We start from the raw sequence: 16,553 nt of genomic DNA, 5'->3' as shown, positions 1-16,553 counted from the left end.
GCGACTTTCATCGCCACCAACATTATGGAACTGTTCTCCTGCTTCGCGAGCCTGGTGTTCGGCCTCATCACCTTCTGCCTGGCCCACTTCTTCGCCTACGGCATTCAACTACAACTAGACTCTGACGGATTGGTTTGATTTTTATGGGAAATATCATCTTAAAACTGGACGTGGTCATGGCCGACCGCCACATGTCCCTCAACGAGCTGGCGGAAAAGGTGGGCATCACCAATGTGAACCTGTCCAAGCTCAAGAACAACAAAGTCAGTGCCATCCGCTTTTCCACCCTGGCCGGGATTTGCGAGACCCTCCACTGCCAGCCGGGGGATATCTTGAAATATGTGGAGGAGGACGATGAGACGTAAAGGAGGCGTATCATGAAAAGGGAGACAAAAAAGCTGTTGATTTTCTTGGGGGTCATCTTTGGCATCAACCTCCTGATTGGCATTCCTAGAGGCATCCTGGTCCACGGGGGATACGGAGTCACTTACGGCGGTTCACTTCTTTGCTGCCCCGCAGCCGGACTAGTTTTGGCCAAGGTTATCTGTGATAAAGACCAGCGAAGCACCATGCCCATGTACTTCTTTACCGGCATCCTGGTCCTCACCGCCGCTTCCTTCCTGCTTAGCCTGGCCGACCTCTTCCTGCGCTCCCCCCAGATTCCCATCATTGGGGGTTATCTGACCGCCATCGGCTTTGGCCTGCTGGTTATCCTGTTTTTCCTGGATAAGAAGGAAACCCGCAACCTCCACGGGCTGGGCGGGGAAAACTGGGCACTGACGACAAAGCTGCTCACCCTATACGCGGTCATCTGTTTTGCCCGTGTGATTCTCCCGGAATTGATTCTAGGGGACCCCGTTCTTTTGCTGCAACAATTCTCCCTGACTACCTTCCTCAGCGGCTTTGTCCTTGCCCCCATCTATCTTAACGAGGAATACGGCTGGCGCTGCTATTTCCAGCCGTTGTTGCAGAAAAAGTTTGGCCTCGTCAAAGGCGTGCTTGTGTTTGGCTTCTTGTGGGAGCTGTGGCATCAGCCGGTTCTTTTGCCTATATTTTCCCCGGAAGAGGCGGGGTACACCACCGTTCAATTCATTTTGTCCCGTTATGTTGCTGTTATGGGCATCGCTATTTTCATGGCATACGCCTACATGAAAACCCAAAATGTATGGACAGCCGTGCTGATACACGGCCTGCACAATGCTTTCTCAAGCTCTTTTATCGATAATGGAACGATCACAGAGCCATCCGCTTGGTGGATCACCTTCGTGGTCTTTATCCTCGTCTCGCTGGTACTCTTTGTTCCCTTCCTGTTCTCCAACGTGTTCCGGAAACCCAAGCAACTGGTATGTAAGGAGGAAGCATCATGAAAAAAAGAAAGAAGTTCTGATTTTCCTGGCGGTGGCGTATGGGCTGCCCTTCCTTATAAAGCAGAGACGCGCACCGCAAATCAATGCGGTGCGCGTCCCTTTTTTGCTTGGGTCCAAGATTTCAGATCAAGCATTCCCTCTGGTGGGTTCCCCTTCCACGTTGGCATCCTCCCGGAAAAACAGGGTGATGCACCACAGCGCGGCGAGGCACACCAGAATATAAACCAGCCGGCTCAGAGTGCTGGCGGAGCCGCCAAAGAGGGCCGCCACGATATCCAGGCCGAAAATTCCAACACAGCCCCAATTCAGGCCGCCAATGACGGCCAATGCCAGGGCAATTCTGTCCATTGCCTTCACGATGAGAAAACCTCCCGGAACCGTACACACAGTTCGTTTGGATTTTTCGCCCGTACAGGACGGTTGCCCCGTACTGGCTAAGCCCGGAGAGGCGCTGCCTCTTTCGGTCTCCGAGGGTAGTATGTGCGGCGGCGGCGGACGCATTCCTAGAAAATTTTTCTAATTTTTTGTCTGGTCCCCATCATGCTTCATCGCTTCATAACACCAGCGGGCGATCTCCCCCACCAGCCCCAGCGGCAGCGCCTGGCCATAGGGCAGGTAGAGGGTCCCTTTCCTGGTCTTAGCCTCCGAAAGCGCCGTTGAAAAGGCCGCAAGTGCATCCTCCCCTACATAAAGGCTAATCTGTGACTTCCCCGCCGAAAATTGCAGCACATGCCGGCCAGCCCAGTAGGAGGGCATACTCCAGGCAATCCGTTCCTCCGCCTCTGGGAGGCTCTGGCGGAGCGTGTCCCTCAGCTGCCGCAGAATGGGCTGGATGTCCTCCGGCTGGGCAGCAATGTATGCCTCCACCGTTTCCGGTGCTTTCCCGCAATAGTGGTTCTGCTGGGCCCGCTTAAATTCCCGGCCACAGTTTGGACAAGTCCACATACGCTTCCATCCTTTTCCATCAATTTCTTCCCGTTGCTTGGAACAGGGTCCATGGCTCCGTCTCCGGCGGGGGCAGGCGGAAGTCCATGGCCTCCCCCGTCTCCGGGTGGGTGAAGGACAGGTGGTTGGACCAGAGGGCAATTTGCCAATCCTTGGGGTCGGGGTAACGGCTGTATTTCCGGTCCCCGGCCAGGGGCAGACCCCGGGCGGAGAACTGGGCGCGTATCTGATGGGTCCGGCCTGTCTCCAACTGAATCTGCACCAGGGAAAAGCCCTGGCGGTTGTCCAAAAGCTGATAGTGGAGCACCGCCTCCTGGACGCCCTTGCCAGGGGTCTGGGTCACGTAGGTCTTTCGGGTCTTTTCGTTCCGGCCCAGCAGGTCCCGGAACGTCCCCTGGTCCTCTCGAGGCCGCCAGTGGATCACCGCCTGGTATTCCTTGGCAAAGCGGTTCTCCCGGATTTGCCGGGACAGCTCCGACGCAGCGTGGGCGCTGAGGCCGTAGACCATCAGCCCCCCCACCACCTGGTCCAGCCGGTGGACCGCCCGGACCTTGGCGTGGGGCTGGCCCAGGGCCTCTCGGATCAGGTCGGGCATCCCCCCGGGCTCATCGGTGGAGAGCACCCGAAAGGGTTTGACGCACACCACCAGAGCGTCATCTTGATACAGGATGTCCAACATGGCTGTCCTCCTCTTCCTCTTTTTCTGCTTTCACACTCAGCACATTATAAACCATAATGCTCACAAACACAACCGCGCCCCCCAGTAAGGACCAGCGGGACAAGGTCTCCCCCACCACCACGGCCACCAAAATGGGGTTGAGCACCGGTTGAATCCCCGACGCCAACACGGCGGTGATGGGCTTGACGTACTGTATCCCCGCAGTCAGGCACACGTAGGCCAGGCCCAACTGGAACACCCCCAGGATCACGGCGTAAAACAGTGTGGTCCCGTCAAACTGGGTCTCTTGGACCAGAAAGGGCAGGCCGATCAGGGCCCCCATGCCCTGGCCCAGGATGGTGGCCCACACCGGGTCGCCTCCGGGGAGCTTTTTGTGGAGGAAGAACCAGGCATAGCACAGCCCCGACAGCACCCCAATCACATCCCCCGCAAAGCGGCCGCTGCCCAAGCTGTCCAGGAAGAAGCAGAAAATGCCCCCCAGGATAAAGACACTAGCCACGACATCCCGCCGCTGGGGCCGCTCATGGAACAGGGCCCAGGAAAAGAGGATCACAAAAATGGGGGCGGTGAACTGCAAGAGCACCGCGTTTCCTGCCGTGGTCAGCTTTGTGGCCACCGTGTACAGCACCGTAGCCCCGCACACCCCCAGGGCCCCCACCAGCACCCCGGCATTCCAGCGGAAGGGGTGGTGGCTGAGCTTGGCAAACACCAGGAGGATGCCCACCGAGAGGATGCTTCGGAAGGCATTGATGGACAGGGGGTTCCAGGGGATTTTTTTCACACACAGCCCGCCAATGCTCAGCAGCACCGCGCTGGCAAAGACCAAAAGCAGGCCTTTCTTGCTATTCATAACGAGAGTTTCCTTTCTCAACGACTTCCAAACAAGACGGCCAAGAGAGACGCAAGCCCTCTTGACCTCCTGTTGTTTCCATTTCTGGCACTATGCCGGCTTCGCCGCCGGTTTTGGCTGGGGCCTGGGGCGTTCCCCTCTGGCACTGAGGATGTTATAGACCATCACACTGACAAACACGATGGCGCCCCCCAGCAGGGACAGGGGGGACAAGGTCTCCCCCACCACCACAGCCACCAGGATGGGATTGAGCACCGGCTCGATCCCTGTCACCAGAATGGCGGTGACGGGCTTCACATACTTCACCCCTGTGGTGAGGCACACATAGGCCAGGCCCAACTGGAACACCCCCAGGATGATGGCATAAAACAGGGTTCCCCTGTCAAACTGGGTCTCCTGGACCAGGGAGGGCAGGCCGATGAGGGCCCCTATGCTCTGTCCCAGGATGGTGGCCCAGAGGGCGTTGCCGCCGGGGAGCTTGTTGGTGAGGAACACCAGGGCATAGGATACCCCGGACAACACCGCCACCGCGTCCCCTACCAAGCGGCCGCTGCCCAGGCTGTCCAGGAAGAAGCAGAGCACACCCCCCACGATACACAGGCAGGCAATGACATCCAGCCCCTTGGGCCGCTCATGGAACACCAGCCAGGTAAAGAGGAGGATGAACACCGGGGCCACGGTGAATTGGAGCAGCACCGCGCTGCCTGCCGTGGTCAGCTTGGTTGCCACGGTATACAACACGGTGGCACCGCACACCCCCACCGTGCCCACAAGCACACCAGGGGTCAGTTGGAAGCGGTTGCGGGTCAGTTTGGCAAAGCCAAACAGGATACACACAGAGATGATACTGCGAAAGCTGTTGATGGATAGGGGGTTCCAGGGGATTTGCTTGACACATACACCGCCAAGGCTCAAAAGCAGGGCACAGGTGAGCATGAGAATCAGACCCTTTTTGTTGTTCATACCAAACATCCTTTCTCTCCTGCCCTGCTGTCCAGGGCAGTTAGTTGACAGCAGCCAGGGCCCCTTCCAAGTCCCCTTGGATATCCGCCGGATCCTCAATGCCCACAGACAGGCGGATCAGGTCTGCACCCACCCCGGCGGCCTCCAACTCCTGGTCGGACATCTGCCGGTGGGTGGAGGAGGCGGGGTGGAGCACACAGGTCTTGGCGTCCGCCACGTGGGTGGCGATGGAGGCCAGCTTCAGCCCGGCCATAAAGGTTTCCGCCCCGGCGCGGCCTGCCTTCAGGCCAAAGGCCACCACGCCGCAGGTACCCTTGGGCATATACTTCTGGGCCAGGGCGTGGTTTTTGTCCCCTGCCAGGCCGGGGTAGGATACCCAGGCCACCTTGGGGTGGTTCTCCAAATACTGGGCAATTTGCTGGGCGTTGGCGCAGTGCTGGGGCATCCTGAGGTGCAGGGTCTCCAGCCCCACGTTGAGGAGGTAGGCGTTCATGGGGGCGGGGGAGGCCCCGAAGTCCCGCATGAGCTGCACTGTGGCCTTGGTGATGAAGGCCCCCTCCAAGCCGAAGCGCTCTGTGTAGGTCACCCCGTGGTAGCTCTCGTCGGGGGTGCACAGGCCGGGGAACTTGTCGGGATAGCGGGTCCAGTCAAACTTCCCGCTGTCCACAATGGCCCCCCCCACGCAGTTGGCGTGGCCGTCCATATACTTGGTGGTGGAGTGGGTGACGATATCCGCCCCAAAGCGGAAGGGCTGGCAGTTGATGGGGGTGGGGAAGGTGTTGTCCACAATCAGCGGCACCCCGTGGCTGTGGGCGGCCTGGGCAAACTTTTCAATGTCCAGGACGATGAGGGCGGGGTTTGCCAAGGTCTCCCCAAACACCGCCTTGGTGTTGGGCCGGAAGGCGGCGTCCAGCTCCTCCGGGGAACAGTTGGGGTCCACAAAGGTGAAGTCAATGCCCATGCGCTTCATGGTCACGGCGAAGAGGTTGAAGGTCCCCCCATAGATGGTGGTGGAGGATACCACATGGTCCCCGGCGGAGCAGATATTGAACAGGGCGAAGAAGTTGGCGGCCTGGCCGGAGGAGGTCAGCATGGCGGCGCTGCCCCCTTCCAGGGCACAGATCTTGGCGGCCACCCGGTCCGAGGTGGGGTTTTGCAGGCGGGTGTAGAAGTAGCCCGCGGCCTCCAAGTCGAAGAGGGCGCCCATGGCGGCGCTGCTGCCATAGCGGAAGGTGGTACTCTGGATGATGGGAATGTTCCTGGGCTCGCCGCTCTCCGGCACATAGCCGGCGTGGAGACAGTCTGTTCCCTGCTGATAGTTGCGCATAGCCGAAAACCTCCTGAATATGCTTTTTTAATATAGGATGAGCTATTATACGCCTTTCCGCACCCAGGGTCAAGCACCTCTTTTTCCACTGTTTTGATGATACCACAGCCGCCCCCAAAGGGCCATGGCAGCCCCCTGGACAGTTCATACCAGAGCCCTGCCAGTTTTACCAGTACACTGCTAGAACTTGCCGCCCACCTGCCGGGGTCCAACGCAAAAGCCGCCCCCAGGCCATGGGCCCAGGGGCGGCATACTCACTGCATACTGATCTGTCCAAAGATCTGCAAAATATCGTCGGTGGTGGTGGCGGCTTTCTCCTCCCCTGCCCGGTCCAGGGCGATCTTGCCCCGGTCCAGCATCAGCAGCCGGTCCCCGTACTCCACGGCGTAGCGCAGGTTGTGGGTCACCATCAGGGCGGTGAGCCGCTTCTCCCGCACCAGCTTCCCGGTGAGGACCATGATAGCCTCGGCGGTGCGGGGGTCCAGGGCGGCGGTGTGCTCGTCCAGGATGAGGAATTGCAGGGGGGTCAGGGTGGCCATCAGCAGGGCCACCGCCTGGCGCTGGCCCCCGGAGAGGGCCCCCATCTTCACATCCAGCTTATCTTCCAGGCCCAGCCCCAGGCCAGAGAGCTCTTGCCGGTAGAAATCCTGGCGCTTGCGGTTGATGCCCCGGGTGAGGCCAAAGCCCTTGCCCTTGTTGTCCGCCAGGGAGAGGTTCTCCAGCATGGTCAGGTTGGGGGCGGTGCCCAGGGAGGGGTTCTGATACACCCGGCCGATGGTGCCGTAGCGCTGGAAATCCTTCAACTTCCGCAAGCTCTTCCCGTCCACCACCACGTCGCCCCCGTCCATGGGGATGCTGCCGCAGATGATGTTCAGCAGGGAGGTTTTCCCGGAACCATTGCTGCCCACGATGGAGACGAACTGGCCATCGGGCACGCTGAGGTCGAAGCCGTCGAAGAGGGTCATCTCGGTGACGGTCCCTGGATTGTAGACCTTTTTCAGGCCGCGGATCTCAAGCATGGATGATCTCCTCCCCTTTCCGTCCCGCCAGCACCAGCACCAGCAGGAACAGGGCGGCGGTGATAAATTTGAGCATGTTGGCCGGCAGGCCCAGGTTGATGGCGATTTGGATGCAGAACTTGTACAGGATGCTCCCCAGCAGCACCGCCGTGGTCCCCTGGGGGGTGGCCAGGACCCGGAGGACAGGGACCTTCCCCATCCCCTGGGCGGGCTTGGAGCTGGTGAAAAAGCGCACGATGGTCACACCGATGATGACGGTGGCCAAGCCGAACACCACCTGGCCGATGCCCATGACGGCGGAATAGCTGCGCTGCTCCTGGGCCAGCACGCCGCCGCACAGGGCCACCAGGGCGTTGGCCATCACCACGCCCAATATCTTCATGTTGCCCTTGTTCTGGGCCAGGGTGGTGACCAGGGTGCCGTTGTCCCCCACCGCCCGGAGCAGCAGGCCGGACTTGGTGCGGAAATAGGCGTCCAGGATCAGCTTCACCACCACCGCCAGCACCAGGGAGACAATAAGCTTCCGGGCCGAGAGGGTCAGGCCGCCAAAGAGGCCCATCACCGGGGCGGAGGTAAAGATGGTGTCGGTGCCCCGGTCCACGGTCTGGTTGGAGCCGCCGATGAGCAGGTTAATGGAACTCAGGGCCGTCATGGTGATGATCCCGGCCAGCAGGTCCCGCACTCCCAGGCGCACGTGGATCAGGCCGGTACACAGCCCCGCCGCGGCCCCCGCCAGGGTGGCACACACCAGGGTGAGCCAGGGGTTCATCCCCCCGATGAGGAGCACCGTGGTGACAGCGGCCCCCAGGGGGAAACTGCTGTCCACGGTGAGGTCCGGGAAGTCCAGGACCGAATAGGTGATGTACACCCCATAGGACAGCAGGGCATAGATCAGGCCCTGGGTCAGGGTGGAGGAGATCAGGTCAAGCATGGGGTTCCGCTCCCTTTCTGTCTGAGCAAAGATTCAAGGTTTCGTCCACCTGTTTCAGCCGGTGGCAGCGTGGAGAGGCAGCGCCTTTAGGCGTTCACCACGTCCTGGGCCTCCGCCTTCACCTCGTCGGGCAGGGTCAGGTTCAGCTGGGTCACAACCTCGCTGTTGATATACAGGGCATAGTTCTCAATCACCTCATAGGGGATATCCTGGCAAGCCGCCTCCCCCTTGAGGATACGGGCAGCCATCTTGCCGGTCTGGACCCCCAGGGCCACATAGTCCAGGCCCGCGCCGCCCACGCAGCCCAGCTTCATCTGTTCGATCTCGGAGCCGTAGACGGGGATGCCTGCGTCGTTGGTCTTTTCCAGGATGGAGCCCAGCACCCCCACCACGTTGTTGTCGGTGAGGTTGGACAGGCAGTCCACCTTCCGGTTGATGAGGGTATCCACCGCCTGGGTGACCTCAGACTGGGCGGTGACGCCGATGGCGTCGATGGTGAAGCCGTACTGGTCTGCCAGGCCCTTGTAGACCTCCACGGAGTAGAGGGAGTTGGCCTCGCTGGTGGTGTAGATGATGCCCACGGTCTTGGCCTCGGGCTGAAGGGCCCGGATAAGCTTCAGCTGCCCCTCCACCGGCAGCACGTCGGAGGTGCCGGTGATGTTGCCGGAATCCAGCTTGGCCCCCACAGGGTCGGTGATGGCGGTGAAGATCACGGGGATGTCCTTGTCCTCGGCGGCGGCGTAGCAGGCGGTGGCGGAGGGGGTGGCGATGCCCACCATCATGGCGGCGTCCTCGGCGGAGAAGGCCTGGCCAATCTGGATGGCCATGTTGTCGTCAAAGCCGGCGTTTTGGTAGTCGATGGTGTAGTCGGTGCCCTCTTCCAGCCCCGCTTCCTTCAGGCCTTGGAGGAAACCCTCCCGGCAGTTGTCCAGAGAGGCGTGCTGGCCGTACTGGCTGATGCCGATGATGGCGGGCTTGCCCTCTGTCTGTCCGCCGCCGTCCCCTTCGGCGGGGGTGCCGCAGGCGGTGAGGGAGAGGCCCAAGGTTAGGGCCAGGGCTGCGGTGAGCAGCTTCTTGCTTTGCTTCTTCATGTTTGTTACGCTCCTTTTCTTTTATCCAATGCTTTGCCCCCGGTGGGGGCGCTGTCTTGTTGATGGCGCGGTGGGCAACAAAAAAAGCCCTGCTCCACTCGTTTCACAACGAAATGGGACAAGACTGACTCCTGCGGTACCACCCAACTTGGCGCATAGCGCCCGCTCTTTTCACGTACCATCATACGTGCCGCCCGGATAACGGGTGCGGTCCCCGTCGGTCACTACTGAACCGGTGGAGCACCGGCGTTCGTTCCGCCCTCGTAAGGCCATTCCTCCCCTGCGGTCCCGCCGCGATCCCACCACCCGCGGCTCTCTGAAGGGTTAAACAGAGACGTACTATTCTTACTCTCAGGTTTTGTTCCTTGTTTACTTGGCTCTCATCATAGCACGATAGGCGGGGCCCGTCAATGGTCAGCTTGCACAAATTCTTTGCACCGCCACGCCCTTCCCGGCCCCGCCAGCCCCCGTTACGCCTCCGGGGCCGCACTCTGCTGCATCAGGTGTTCCAGGCTATAGCCGGCTAAGAACTCCTGGACCACGTCTTCCAGCTCCTGCCACAGGGGGAGGCTGGCGCAATGGTCCCGGCGCAGGCAGGGCTCGGCATTCTCCTCCAAGCAGGCCACCGGGGCCAGGCTGCCCTCTGCCGCCCGGAGGATTTCCCCGGCGCTGCACTCCGCCGCCGGACGGGCCAGGCGGTAGCCGCCGCCCTTGCCCCGCATGCCCACAGCCAGGCCTGCTGTCACCAGGTTTTTCATGATGGCCTCCAAGTATTTTTCCGAAATCTCCTGGTTCTGGGCCACCTCCTTCAGGGAGATATACCCCTCCTCCTGGCGCTGGGCCAACTCAATCATCACCCGCAGGGCATAGCGGCCTTTGGTGGATATCATCATAGTACGTGTCTCTCCTTAAAAAATCCGGCGAAAATGCGGGGACAGCGTCCCCGCATTCGGTCTCATTCCATATTGTACCGGTATACCGGATAAAAATACAAGGGAGATAGTATCACGAACTACCTACTTTGTCAACAGGATTTTTCATGGGCTACTGGTCGTCTGGCCACATACCATCAAATTAACCTCTCATACGCCTGCTTTCCGTGAAAAAAACGCAGAACCTGTACGCTTCGATCCACTTCCCTGACTTTGTAGATCATGATATAGTTCTTGATCCCCGCTTTTCTGTACCCCAACCTGCGCAGGCGGGCAGCCCGGCACAGGGGGTACAGCAGAGGCATGACCTCCAAGTTCCGATAGCATTCTTCGATGGCATCCGCAAAAGCGGATGCCGCAGAAGGGTTGGCCAGGGAGACCGCAAGATAACGCAGGATGTGGTCTAAGTCCTGGGCAGCACGCTGGGTTTCAACAATCTTATATGCCATATTTCTCTCTCAAGCTCTTCAGATCCCCTCGGGCATCCAGGGTCCTCCCTTGCTCCAAGTCCTCCTCCGCCTCTGCCAGCTTTTCATAGACGTCCAGAAGGCAGAGTTTTTCCTCATAGGCCTGCATACTCATAATGACCATGTCCCCATATCCGTTCTTGGTTACATAGATGGGATCATTGGACTCCTGGCACATCTGGGAGATTGTGGCCGTGTCCTTCAAATCACGGATGGGAATAATACGCGGCATAGTATCGCCTCCCTTGTGTCCCAATTATAACATAATTATATCACAAACACAAGGGCCTACCCCGTTCACTGGACTTCCACTTCTTCCTTCTGCTCTGATATCACCGGCTCCTCCCCCGCCCCAGCGGGCAAGCTGGGCGCCCCCGCCTCCAAGGCCGGGACGGGCTTCCCCCGCCAGTGCCAGCTGGTCTTATGGAACAGAGGTTCGCAGACACAGAGGATGGCCGGCATCAGGAAGATGCTCACCAGGGCAGAGATCAGGGCCCCCCGGGCCAGCATAATGCAGATGGCCCCGATGAGGTCGATGGAGGACACGAAGGACACCCCCAGGGTGGCGCAGAAAAGCACCAGGGCACTGGTGACGATGGAGGCGTCGGAGGCACTGGCGGCCACCTGGATGGCCTCCTTCCGGTCCAGCCCCTTCCGCAATTCCTCCTGGAAGCGGGAGGTCATGAGGATGGCATAGTCCACCGTGGCCCCCAGCTGGACGCAGCTGATGATGGTGGGGGCGATGAACGGCACCTGGGCCCCGGTGAAGTAGCTGCACCCCTGGTTGATGAAAATCGCCAGCTCAATGGTGGCCACCAGCACCGCCGGGATGGTGAGGGAGCGGAACACCACGGCGATGATGAGGAAAATTGCCGCCACGGAGATGTAGTTGGTCACCTGGAAGTCCACGGCGGAGGTGTCGATGAGGTCCCGGTACATGGCCCCCTCCCCGGTAATCATGGCCTTGGGGTCCACCGCGTGGAGGACAGCGTTCATGGCGTCCAACTGCTCTGACACCTGGTCTGTGGCGGGGGCGTAGCTGGAATTGATCATCATCAGCTGCCACCCCTCCTGGCGGAGCATCTCCTTCACGGCGTCGGGGATGAAGAAATCAGGGATGCCCACCCCCAACATACTGTGGTAGGATACCACGGAGGTGATGCCCGGTATCCCCCGGAGCTGTTCCTCCAAGTCCGCCATATCTGTGGCGGAGAGGTCGTCCCGGAGGACCACGAAGTGGGAGGTGGCCATGTCGAAAGCGTCCTTGAGCTTCTCATTGCTGACGATGGAGGGCAGGTCCCGGGGGAGGGATTCGTCCAGCTTGTAATAGATGTCCGCGTGGTTCTGGGCGTACACCGACGGCAGGAACAGCAGCAGCGTCAGCACCACCAGGGGGACCCGGCCACGGAGGATTCCCCGGTTCAGGCGGTCAAAAGAGGGGATGAGGGTCCTGTGCTTGTGCCTGTCGATGCGCTGGTCAAACACCAGCACCAGGGAGGGCAGCACCAAAACCACCGTGGCCACCCCCAGCACCACGCCCTTGGCCATGACAATGCCGATGTCTCGGCCCAGGGTCAGGCGCATGAAGCACAGGGCCAAAAAGCCCGCAATGGTGGTGAGGCTGCTGCCGGAGAGGGCCCGGAAGGCCGCCTCAATGGCCTTGGCCATGGCGTCCCGCTTGTCGTCGTAGTGGCGGCGCTCCTCCTCGTAGCGGCGGTAGAGGAAGATGGAATAGTCCATGGTGACCCCCAGTTGGAGCACCGCCGCGATGGCCTTGGTGATGTAGGAAATCTCCCCCAAGAAGAGGTTGCTGCCAAAGTTATACACCACTGCCAGGCCGATGCTGGCCAGGAACACCAGGGGCAGCACGGTAGATTCCAGGGTAACAGACATGGCCCCCAGGGCCAGAAGCACCGCCAGGCCGACAAAAAGGGGCAGTTCACTGTCCATCACATCCCGGGTGTCCTTGATGACCACGGAGAAACCCGCCAGGAAGCACTTCTCGTTGCACACCCTGCGCACCTGCTCAATGGCCTCCATGGTCTCGTCGGAGGCGCCGGCGTGGTCGTATTGGATCAGCATCATGGTGGCCTCCCCGGAGAAGAACAGCTCCCGGAACTCGGCGGGGATCATATCCACAGGAATCTGGATGCCCACCAGGTTGCTGATCCACACGGCGTTGGACACCCCAGGGACGGCCTTGATGTCCTGCAAGAGGCGGTTGGTGTAGCCTGCGGGCATATCCTCCACAATGAGCATACTGGTGGCCGCCATGTGGAAGGGCTCCTCCAAAAGCTGTTCCCCCTGGGAGGAGGGCAGGTCCTGGGGCAGGTAGGAGAGGATATCGTAATTGATCCGGGTGGCCAGGAAGCCCAGGGCCGAGGGGATCAGCATTAGCAGGGCAACCAGCAGCACCAGTTTGGGCTTCCGGGTGAGTTTATGGGCAATCTTTTCTACCATGTGGTCTCCTTCCCCTCAGCGGAAGATGCTGGCAATGGCGTGGCCGAAATCCTGGAACATCTGGCCGATGCGGCCGAAGAAGCTGCTGCTCTTGGATTCTGTCTCCGTCTGCTCCTCCGCCGCTTCCTCCACCTGAATCTCCTGGGTGCGGATGAGCACCTGGACACTGGCGGGGGCGGGGTTCCGGGGGTCGGTGAGGGAGACGGGCTGGGCGTTGGCATCCATGAGCAGAAGGTTGTTCTTCTCCCCGGTGTACTCCTGCCAACTGTCCTCAAGGATGCCAGTGAGGGCGTTTTTCCCCCGCTTCACGTCGCTGGTGGCCCCCATGGCCTTGGCGGCCTGGCGGAGGCTGGCGGCGATGCCAGACAGGCTCTGCTGGGTGCCCGCATCCAGTTGGACGCCGGTGGTTTTTAACAAGTCCTCGGCGTTGCCCAGGAGGGTCTCCGTATCCGTCACTGTGGCGGCGGCGGTGGTGCTGAGGCTACCCAGGTTCCGCAAGCCCTCTTGGAGCACTGGCTCATAGGCGTTGAGCACCTGGCGCAGGGCGTCAGCATCGTCCAGGATGGCCTGTATCTTCCCCGACGCCTGGCGCAGGGCGGCGGAGAGGTCCGTGGCGCCGTCCACCAGCTTCACCAACTCGTCCAACTGGCCGCACAGCTTTGCCAGGTCCCCCGCCACGTCCCCGGCGGCATTGCTGGCATGTTTCACCGCGCTGAGCACATCCGAAATCTGTTTCTGAATCCGGTCCAGCTTATCCAGGGCCCCGTTGATCTGGCCTAGGACCGCCTCCACAGCCTGGCGGATTTCCGGCGGGATGGTCTCCGGCAAGCTGGGCAGGCTGGGGCGGGGCGGGGTGGAGAGGCTCACAGACGGAATGTCGTTGAGGGCTTTTTCCAGGCGTTCCAAACTATCCTGCATATCCGCCCCACTGCGCAGCAGGTCCTTCACGTCCCCGGCCCCATTTTCCAGGGTTTTCAGGGCGGTTTCCATGTCCTGAAGCTGCTGCTTCAGGGAGACGGTGGTATCGGTCAGCTCGTTTAGCACCCCGTTGGCCTCCGTCACCGTCTGGCTGAGCTGTTTTACCCGCTCCTCCACTGGTGTCAGGGCTTCCGCCACAGCGGTGAGGTCCCCCCGGAGGGTATCCGTCCCCTCATAGAGGGTCCCCTTGCCGTTGGAGAAGGTCTGCCGGGCCTGGTTCAACTGGTCCAGGCCTTGGGCGGAGGCATTCAGCCCCCCTTGCATGTTGCCCATGGCGTCCAGCAGGCCGTCGAGGCTGCCGGATATGTTCTGGTAGTCCCGTTCGATATCCTCCTTGCGCTGGCCGATTTCCGCCACGTCCTCCAACTGGGCCAGGGTGGCGGGGACCATCAGGAAGGTCATGCCCCCAAAGGAAAAGTCGTTGCTGCCCACCCGGATGGTATAGTGCCGTTCCTCCCCAGGCAGGGCCACAAAGAGGACTGTGCGCAGGTTGCCCACCAGCTGCACCTGGGCCCCGGGGGCTTCCAGGGAGAGGATATCATCCTGGTTGAACACCGCCATAGCCTCCAAGGTGTAGTTGTTCCGGGCGTAGTCCGCCGCAGAGGGGTTGGGGAGAATATCCACTTGGAGCTCCACCACCCCCTGCTGCCCCGCCAGGTCCTCGGCCCGGGTGGGGACGCCGTTGAGGGTATAGTGGAGGGTGATACTCCAAGGGAGCTGGGCAAAGGGGGCCTGGGTGCGGCCCTGGAAATAAAAGTGATCTGGGGCACCGTCCTCAAAATGGAAGGTGGTGCCATAGTCCCGGGTATCGGCAGGTGTGCCGTCGGTGAGGTTCACCACCTCGTCGTAGGCGCCATAGTCCGTGATGGCCTCCGCCCCATGGAGGGCGTAGCTCTTCACCACGCTGCCCTCCTGAAGGTTTCCGTAGTAGTCCAGGGTGGCGTAGTAGGCCTCGTCACAGCTGGGGGCCACGCCGTCCCCCACGGCGGCAGCCCAGGGGACACAGGACGCCCCCAACACCAGGGCCAGGGAGAGGGGCAGGAGCTTTGTATGGGGTTTCCTCTTCATGGTCAGATTACCTCCAAATCATCAACATAAGTTGATTAAAAAGTTTTTGTTGATTTATCGTGCTGTGTTGATTATAATAAAGCCAAGGCATCCAGTCAATAGACAAAAGAGGGCAACTGCCCAAAGGGAAAGAGGCACACTGCTATGGCAAAAAATTCTGACGACCGCCGGGCCCGTCGTTCCCGCAGGCTGCTGAAAGAAAGCCTGCTGGTACTGATGAAACGCAAAGCGTTTTCCCAAATCTCTGTGCGGGACGTCACCGACGAGGCGGACATGAACCGGGGTACCTTTTATCTCCACTACACCGGCACGGTGGAACTGCTGCAAAGCCTGGAAGCGGACCTATTGCAGGAGCTGGAAGCCCTCATCGACGCCCACCTCCAAGAGACCGTGGACCGCGGCAGCGTCCGGCCCCTGCTGGAACCCCTGCTGGACTTTGTGGTGGAGCGGCAAGAGACCTGGGCGGTGCTCCTTGACGAGGACGACGCCAGCGGCATCAGCCAAGGGCTCCAACGTCTGATCCGAAAAAAGGGGGCGGGGGTGGTGGAGACCTGGTTCCATCCCCAGAACTCCCAGCTGGGGGACTACCTGCTGACCTTCCTGGCCTGGGGCTTCATTGGCCTTTTGAAGGAGTGGTTCGCCCAGGACATGGCCCTGCCCCAAGAGGAGCTCATTGCCGCTGCCCAGCGCCTGGCCGACGGGGCCACGGCGGGGCTGTTCCCCAGAGCATGAGAGAAAGGAGCTGCTTTTATGACATCCGCCACCCGCGCCGCCATCAAAGGGGCCTTCCTCCAACGCTTGGAGGAACACCCCATCGGGGACATCACCGTGAAGGACATCGTCCAGGACTGCGGCCTCAACCGCAACTCCTTCTATTATCACTTTAAGGACATCCCCACCCTCCTGGAAGAGATCGTGGCCGAACAGGCCGCCGCCCTCCTGGCCGCCCAGGGTCCCCGCCCCTCCTTGCCAGACTTCTTGGACGGCCTGGTCTCCCTGGCCTTGGACCACCGGCAAAAGCTCCTGCACATCAGCCAGTCCACCCACTGGCCCCTCTTTGCCCAGCACCTGTTAAAGCTCTGCCGCCAGGTGGTGGAGAGCTACGCCACAGCGGCCTTCGGCCCGTCCAGCCTGCCCCCGGAGGACCAGGAGGTCCTGCTGCGCTTTTATCAAACCGCCTGCTTCGGCCAGATCATCGCCTGGCTCAGCGAGGGGATGCGGGAGGACCTACGGCCCCAGCTGCGGCGGCTGTGCCAGTTGGGGACCCAGACCACGGCAGAGCTTTTCCGTCAGGGGGCCCTGGAAAGCACAAACGCAAAATAAAACAAAATTTCTGAAAAAATGTCTTGACAAATCCGCACATATCAGCTAGAATAGGATTCGCTCCACAAGAGAGGGACGATTAGCTCAGCTGGTATGAGCATCCGCTTGACGTGCGGGAGGTCACAGGTTCAAGTCCTGTATCGTCCACCAGAA

General features: G+C 60.6%; 18 protein-coding genes, 1 tRNA gene and 1 other annotated feature. Of the genes, 5 read left to right on the top strand and 14 right to left on the bottom strand.

Annotation, left to right across the window (positions count from 1 at the left end):
• The first annotated feature begins 143 nt into the window (after window positions 1-143).
• Together ACTOZL_RS02970 and ACTOZL_RS02965 are read left to right on the top strand one after the other, a co-directional pair.
• Window positions 144-365 (top strand): helix-turn-helix domain-containing protein, encoded by a 222-nt coding sequence (locus ACTOZL_RS02970; RefSeq protein ID WP_482476593.1) that lies wholly within the window; start codon window positions 144-146, stop codon window positions 363-365.
• Between the two features lie 12 nt (window positions 366-377).
• Complete coding sequence (locus ACTOZL_RS02965; protein ID WP_482476592.1) at window positions 378-1,367, top strand: CPBP family intramembrane glutamic endopeptidase; 990 nt, start codon at window positions 378-380, stop codon at window positions 1,365-1,367.
• 126 nt (window positions 1,368-1,493) lie between these two features.
• On the opposite strand, the gene ACTOZL_RS02960 is transcribed toward ACTOZL_RS02965, so the two are convergent.
• From ACTOZL_RS02960 to ACTOZL_RS02895, 14 genes are all read right to left on the bottom strand, one after another.
• Complete coding sequence (locus ACTOZL_RS02960) at window positions 1,494-1,715, bottom strand: DUF378 domain-containing protein (protein ID WP_482476595.1); 222 nt, start codon at window positions 1,713-1,715, stop codon at window positions 1,494-1,496.
• Between the two features lie 168 nt (window positions 1,716-1,883).
• On the bottom strand, window positions 1,884-2,312 hold the full coding sequence (locus ACTOZL_RS02955; protein WP_482476591.1) for an iron chaperone: 429 nt from the start codon (window positions 2,310-2,312) through the stop codon (window positions 1,884-1,886).
• A gap of 19 nt (window positions 2,313-2,331) precedes the next feature.
• A complete protein-coding gene (locus tag ACTOZL_RS02950) occupies window positions 2,332-2,991 on the bottom strand; it encodes an RluA family pseudouridine synthase (RefSeq protein ID WP_482476590.1) in 660 nt (219 codons plus the stop codon).
• Complete coding sequence (locus ACTOZL_RS02945) at window positions 2,966-3,841, bottom strand: DMT family transporter (RefSeq protein WP_482476589.1); 876 nt, start codon at window positions 3,839-3,841, stop codon at window positions 2,966-2,968. Before ACTOZL_RS02945 ends, ACTOZL_RS02950 begins: the two co-directional genes overlap by 26 nt.
• 90 nt (window positions 3,842-3,931) lie before the next feature.
• Entirely contained in the window at window positions 3,932-4,804 is an 873-nt protein-coding gene (locus ACTOZL_RS02940) for a DMT family transporter (RefSeq protein WP_482476588.1), read from the bottom strand.
• A gap of 40 nt (window positions 4,805-4,844) precedes the next feature.
• Entirely contained in the window at window positions 4,845-6,131 is a 1,287-nt protein-coding gene (locus ACTOZL_RS02935) for an O-acetylhomoserine aminocarboxypropyltransferase/cysteine synthase family protein (protein WP_482476587.1), read from the bottom strand.
• 254 nt (window positions 6,132-6,385) lie between these two features.
• The gene (locus ACTOZL_RS02930) at window positions 6,386-7,150 is read right to left on the bottom strand and encodes an ABC transporter ATP-binding protein (protein ID WP_482476586.1); all 765 of its coding nucleotides are present in this window, start codon (window positions 7,148-7,150) and stop codon (window positions 6,386-6,388) included.
• The gene (locus ACTOZL_RS02925) at window positions 7,143-8,081 is read right to left on the bottom strand and encodes an ABC transporter permease (protein WP_482476585.1); all 939 of its coding nucleotides are present in this window, start codon (window positions 8,079-8,081) and stop codon (window positions 7,143-7,145) included. The genes ACTOZL_RS02930 and ACTOZL_RS02925 overlap by 8 nt, the downstream gene beginning before the upstream one ends.
• A gap of 86 nt (window positions 8,082-8,167) precedes the next feature.
• Complete coding sequence (locus ACTOZL_RS02920; RefSeq protein ID WP_482476584.1) at window positions 8,168-9,172, bottom strand: ABC transporter substrate-binding protein; 1,005 nt, start codon at window positions 9,170-9,172, stop codon at window positions 8,168-8,170.
• A gap of 111 nt (window positions 9,173-9,283) precedes the next feature.
• Window positions 9,284-9,534, bottom strand: a binding site (T-box leader).
• Between the two features lie 108 nt (window positions 9,535-9,642).
• A complete protein-coding gene (locus ACTOZL_RS02915; protein WP_482476583.1) occupies window positions 9,643-10,065 on the bottom strand; it encodes an RrF2 family transcriptional regulator in 423 nt (140 codons plus the stop codon).
• A gap of 176 nt (window positions 10,066-10,241) precedes the next feature.
• On the bottom strand, window positions 10,242-10,553 hold the full coding sequence (locus ACTOZL_RS02910; RefSeq protein ID WP_482476582.1) for a type II toxin-antitoxin system RelE/ParE family toxin: 312 nt from the start codon (window positions 10,551-10,553) through the stop codon (window positions 10,242-10,244).
• Window positions 10,543-10,803 (bottom strand): type II toxin-antitoxin system Phd/YefM family antitoxin, encoded by a 261-nt coding sequence (locus ACTOZL_RS02905; RefSeq protein ID WP_482476581.1) that lies wholly within the window; start codon window positions 10,801-10,803, stop codon window positions 10,543-10,545. The genes ACTOZL_RS02910 and ACTOZL_RS02905 overlap by 11 nt, the downstream gene beginning before the upstream one ends.
• A 65-nt stretch (window positions 10,804-10,868) precedes the next feature.
• Complete coding sequence (locus ACTOZL_RS02900; RefSeq protein WP_482476580.1) at window positions 10,869-13,031, bottom strand: efflux RND transporter permease subunit; 2,163 nt, start codon at window positions 13,029-13,031, stop codon at window positions 10,869-10,871.
• A 15-nt stretch (window positions 13,032-13,046) separates the two neighbouring features.
• Complete coding sequence (locus ACTOZL_RS02895; protein ID WP_482476579.1) at window positions 13,047-15,077, bottom strand: coiled-coil domain-containing protein; 2,031 nt, start codon at window positions 15,075-15,077, stop codon at window positions 13,047-13,049.
• Window positions 15,078-15,221: 144 nt separating this feature from the next.
• On the opposite strand from ACTOZL_RS02895, the gene ACTOZL_RS02890 reads away from it, so the two are divergent.
• From ACTOZL_RS02890 to ACTOZL_RS02880, 3 genes are all read left to right on the top strand, one after another.
• On the top strand, window positions 15,222-15,809 hold the full coding sequence (locus ACTOZL_RS02890) for a TetR/AcrR family transcriptional regulator (protein WP_482476578.1): 588 nt from the start codon (window positions 15,222-15,224) through the stop codon (window positions 15,807-15,809).
• 18 nt (window positions 15,810-15,827) lie between these two features.
• Window positions 15,828-16,400, top strand: coding sequence for a TetR/AcrR family transcriptional regulator (locus ACTOZL_RS02885; RefSeq protein WP_482476577.1), 573 nt, complete (start codon window positions 15,828-15,830; stop codon window positions 16,398-16,400).
• A gap of 73 nt (window positions 16,401-16,473) precedes the next feature.
• Window positions 16,474-16,550 (top strand) — tRNA-Val (locus ACTOZL_RS02880).
• Window positions 16,551-16,553: the final 3 nt, after the last annotated feature.

Source organism: Evtepia sp. (assembly GCF_056797215.1).
This window is presented reverse-complemented; position numbering and strand designations above follow the sequence as displayed.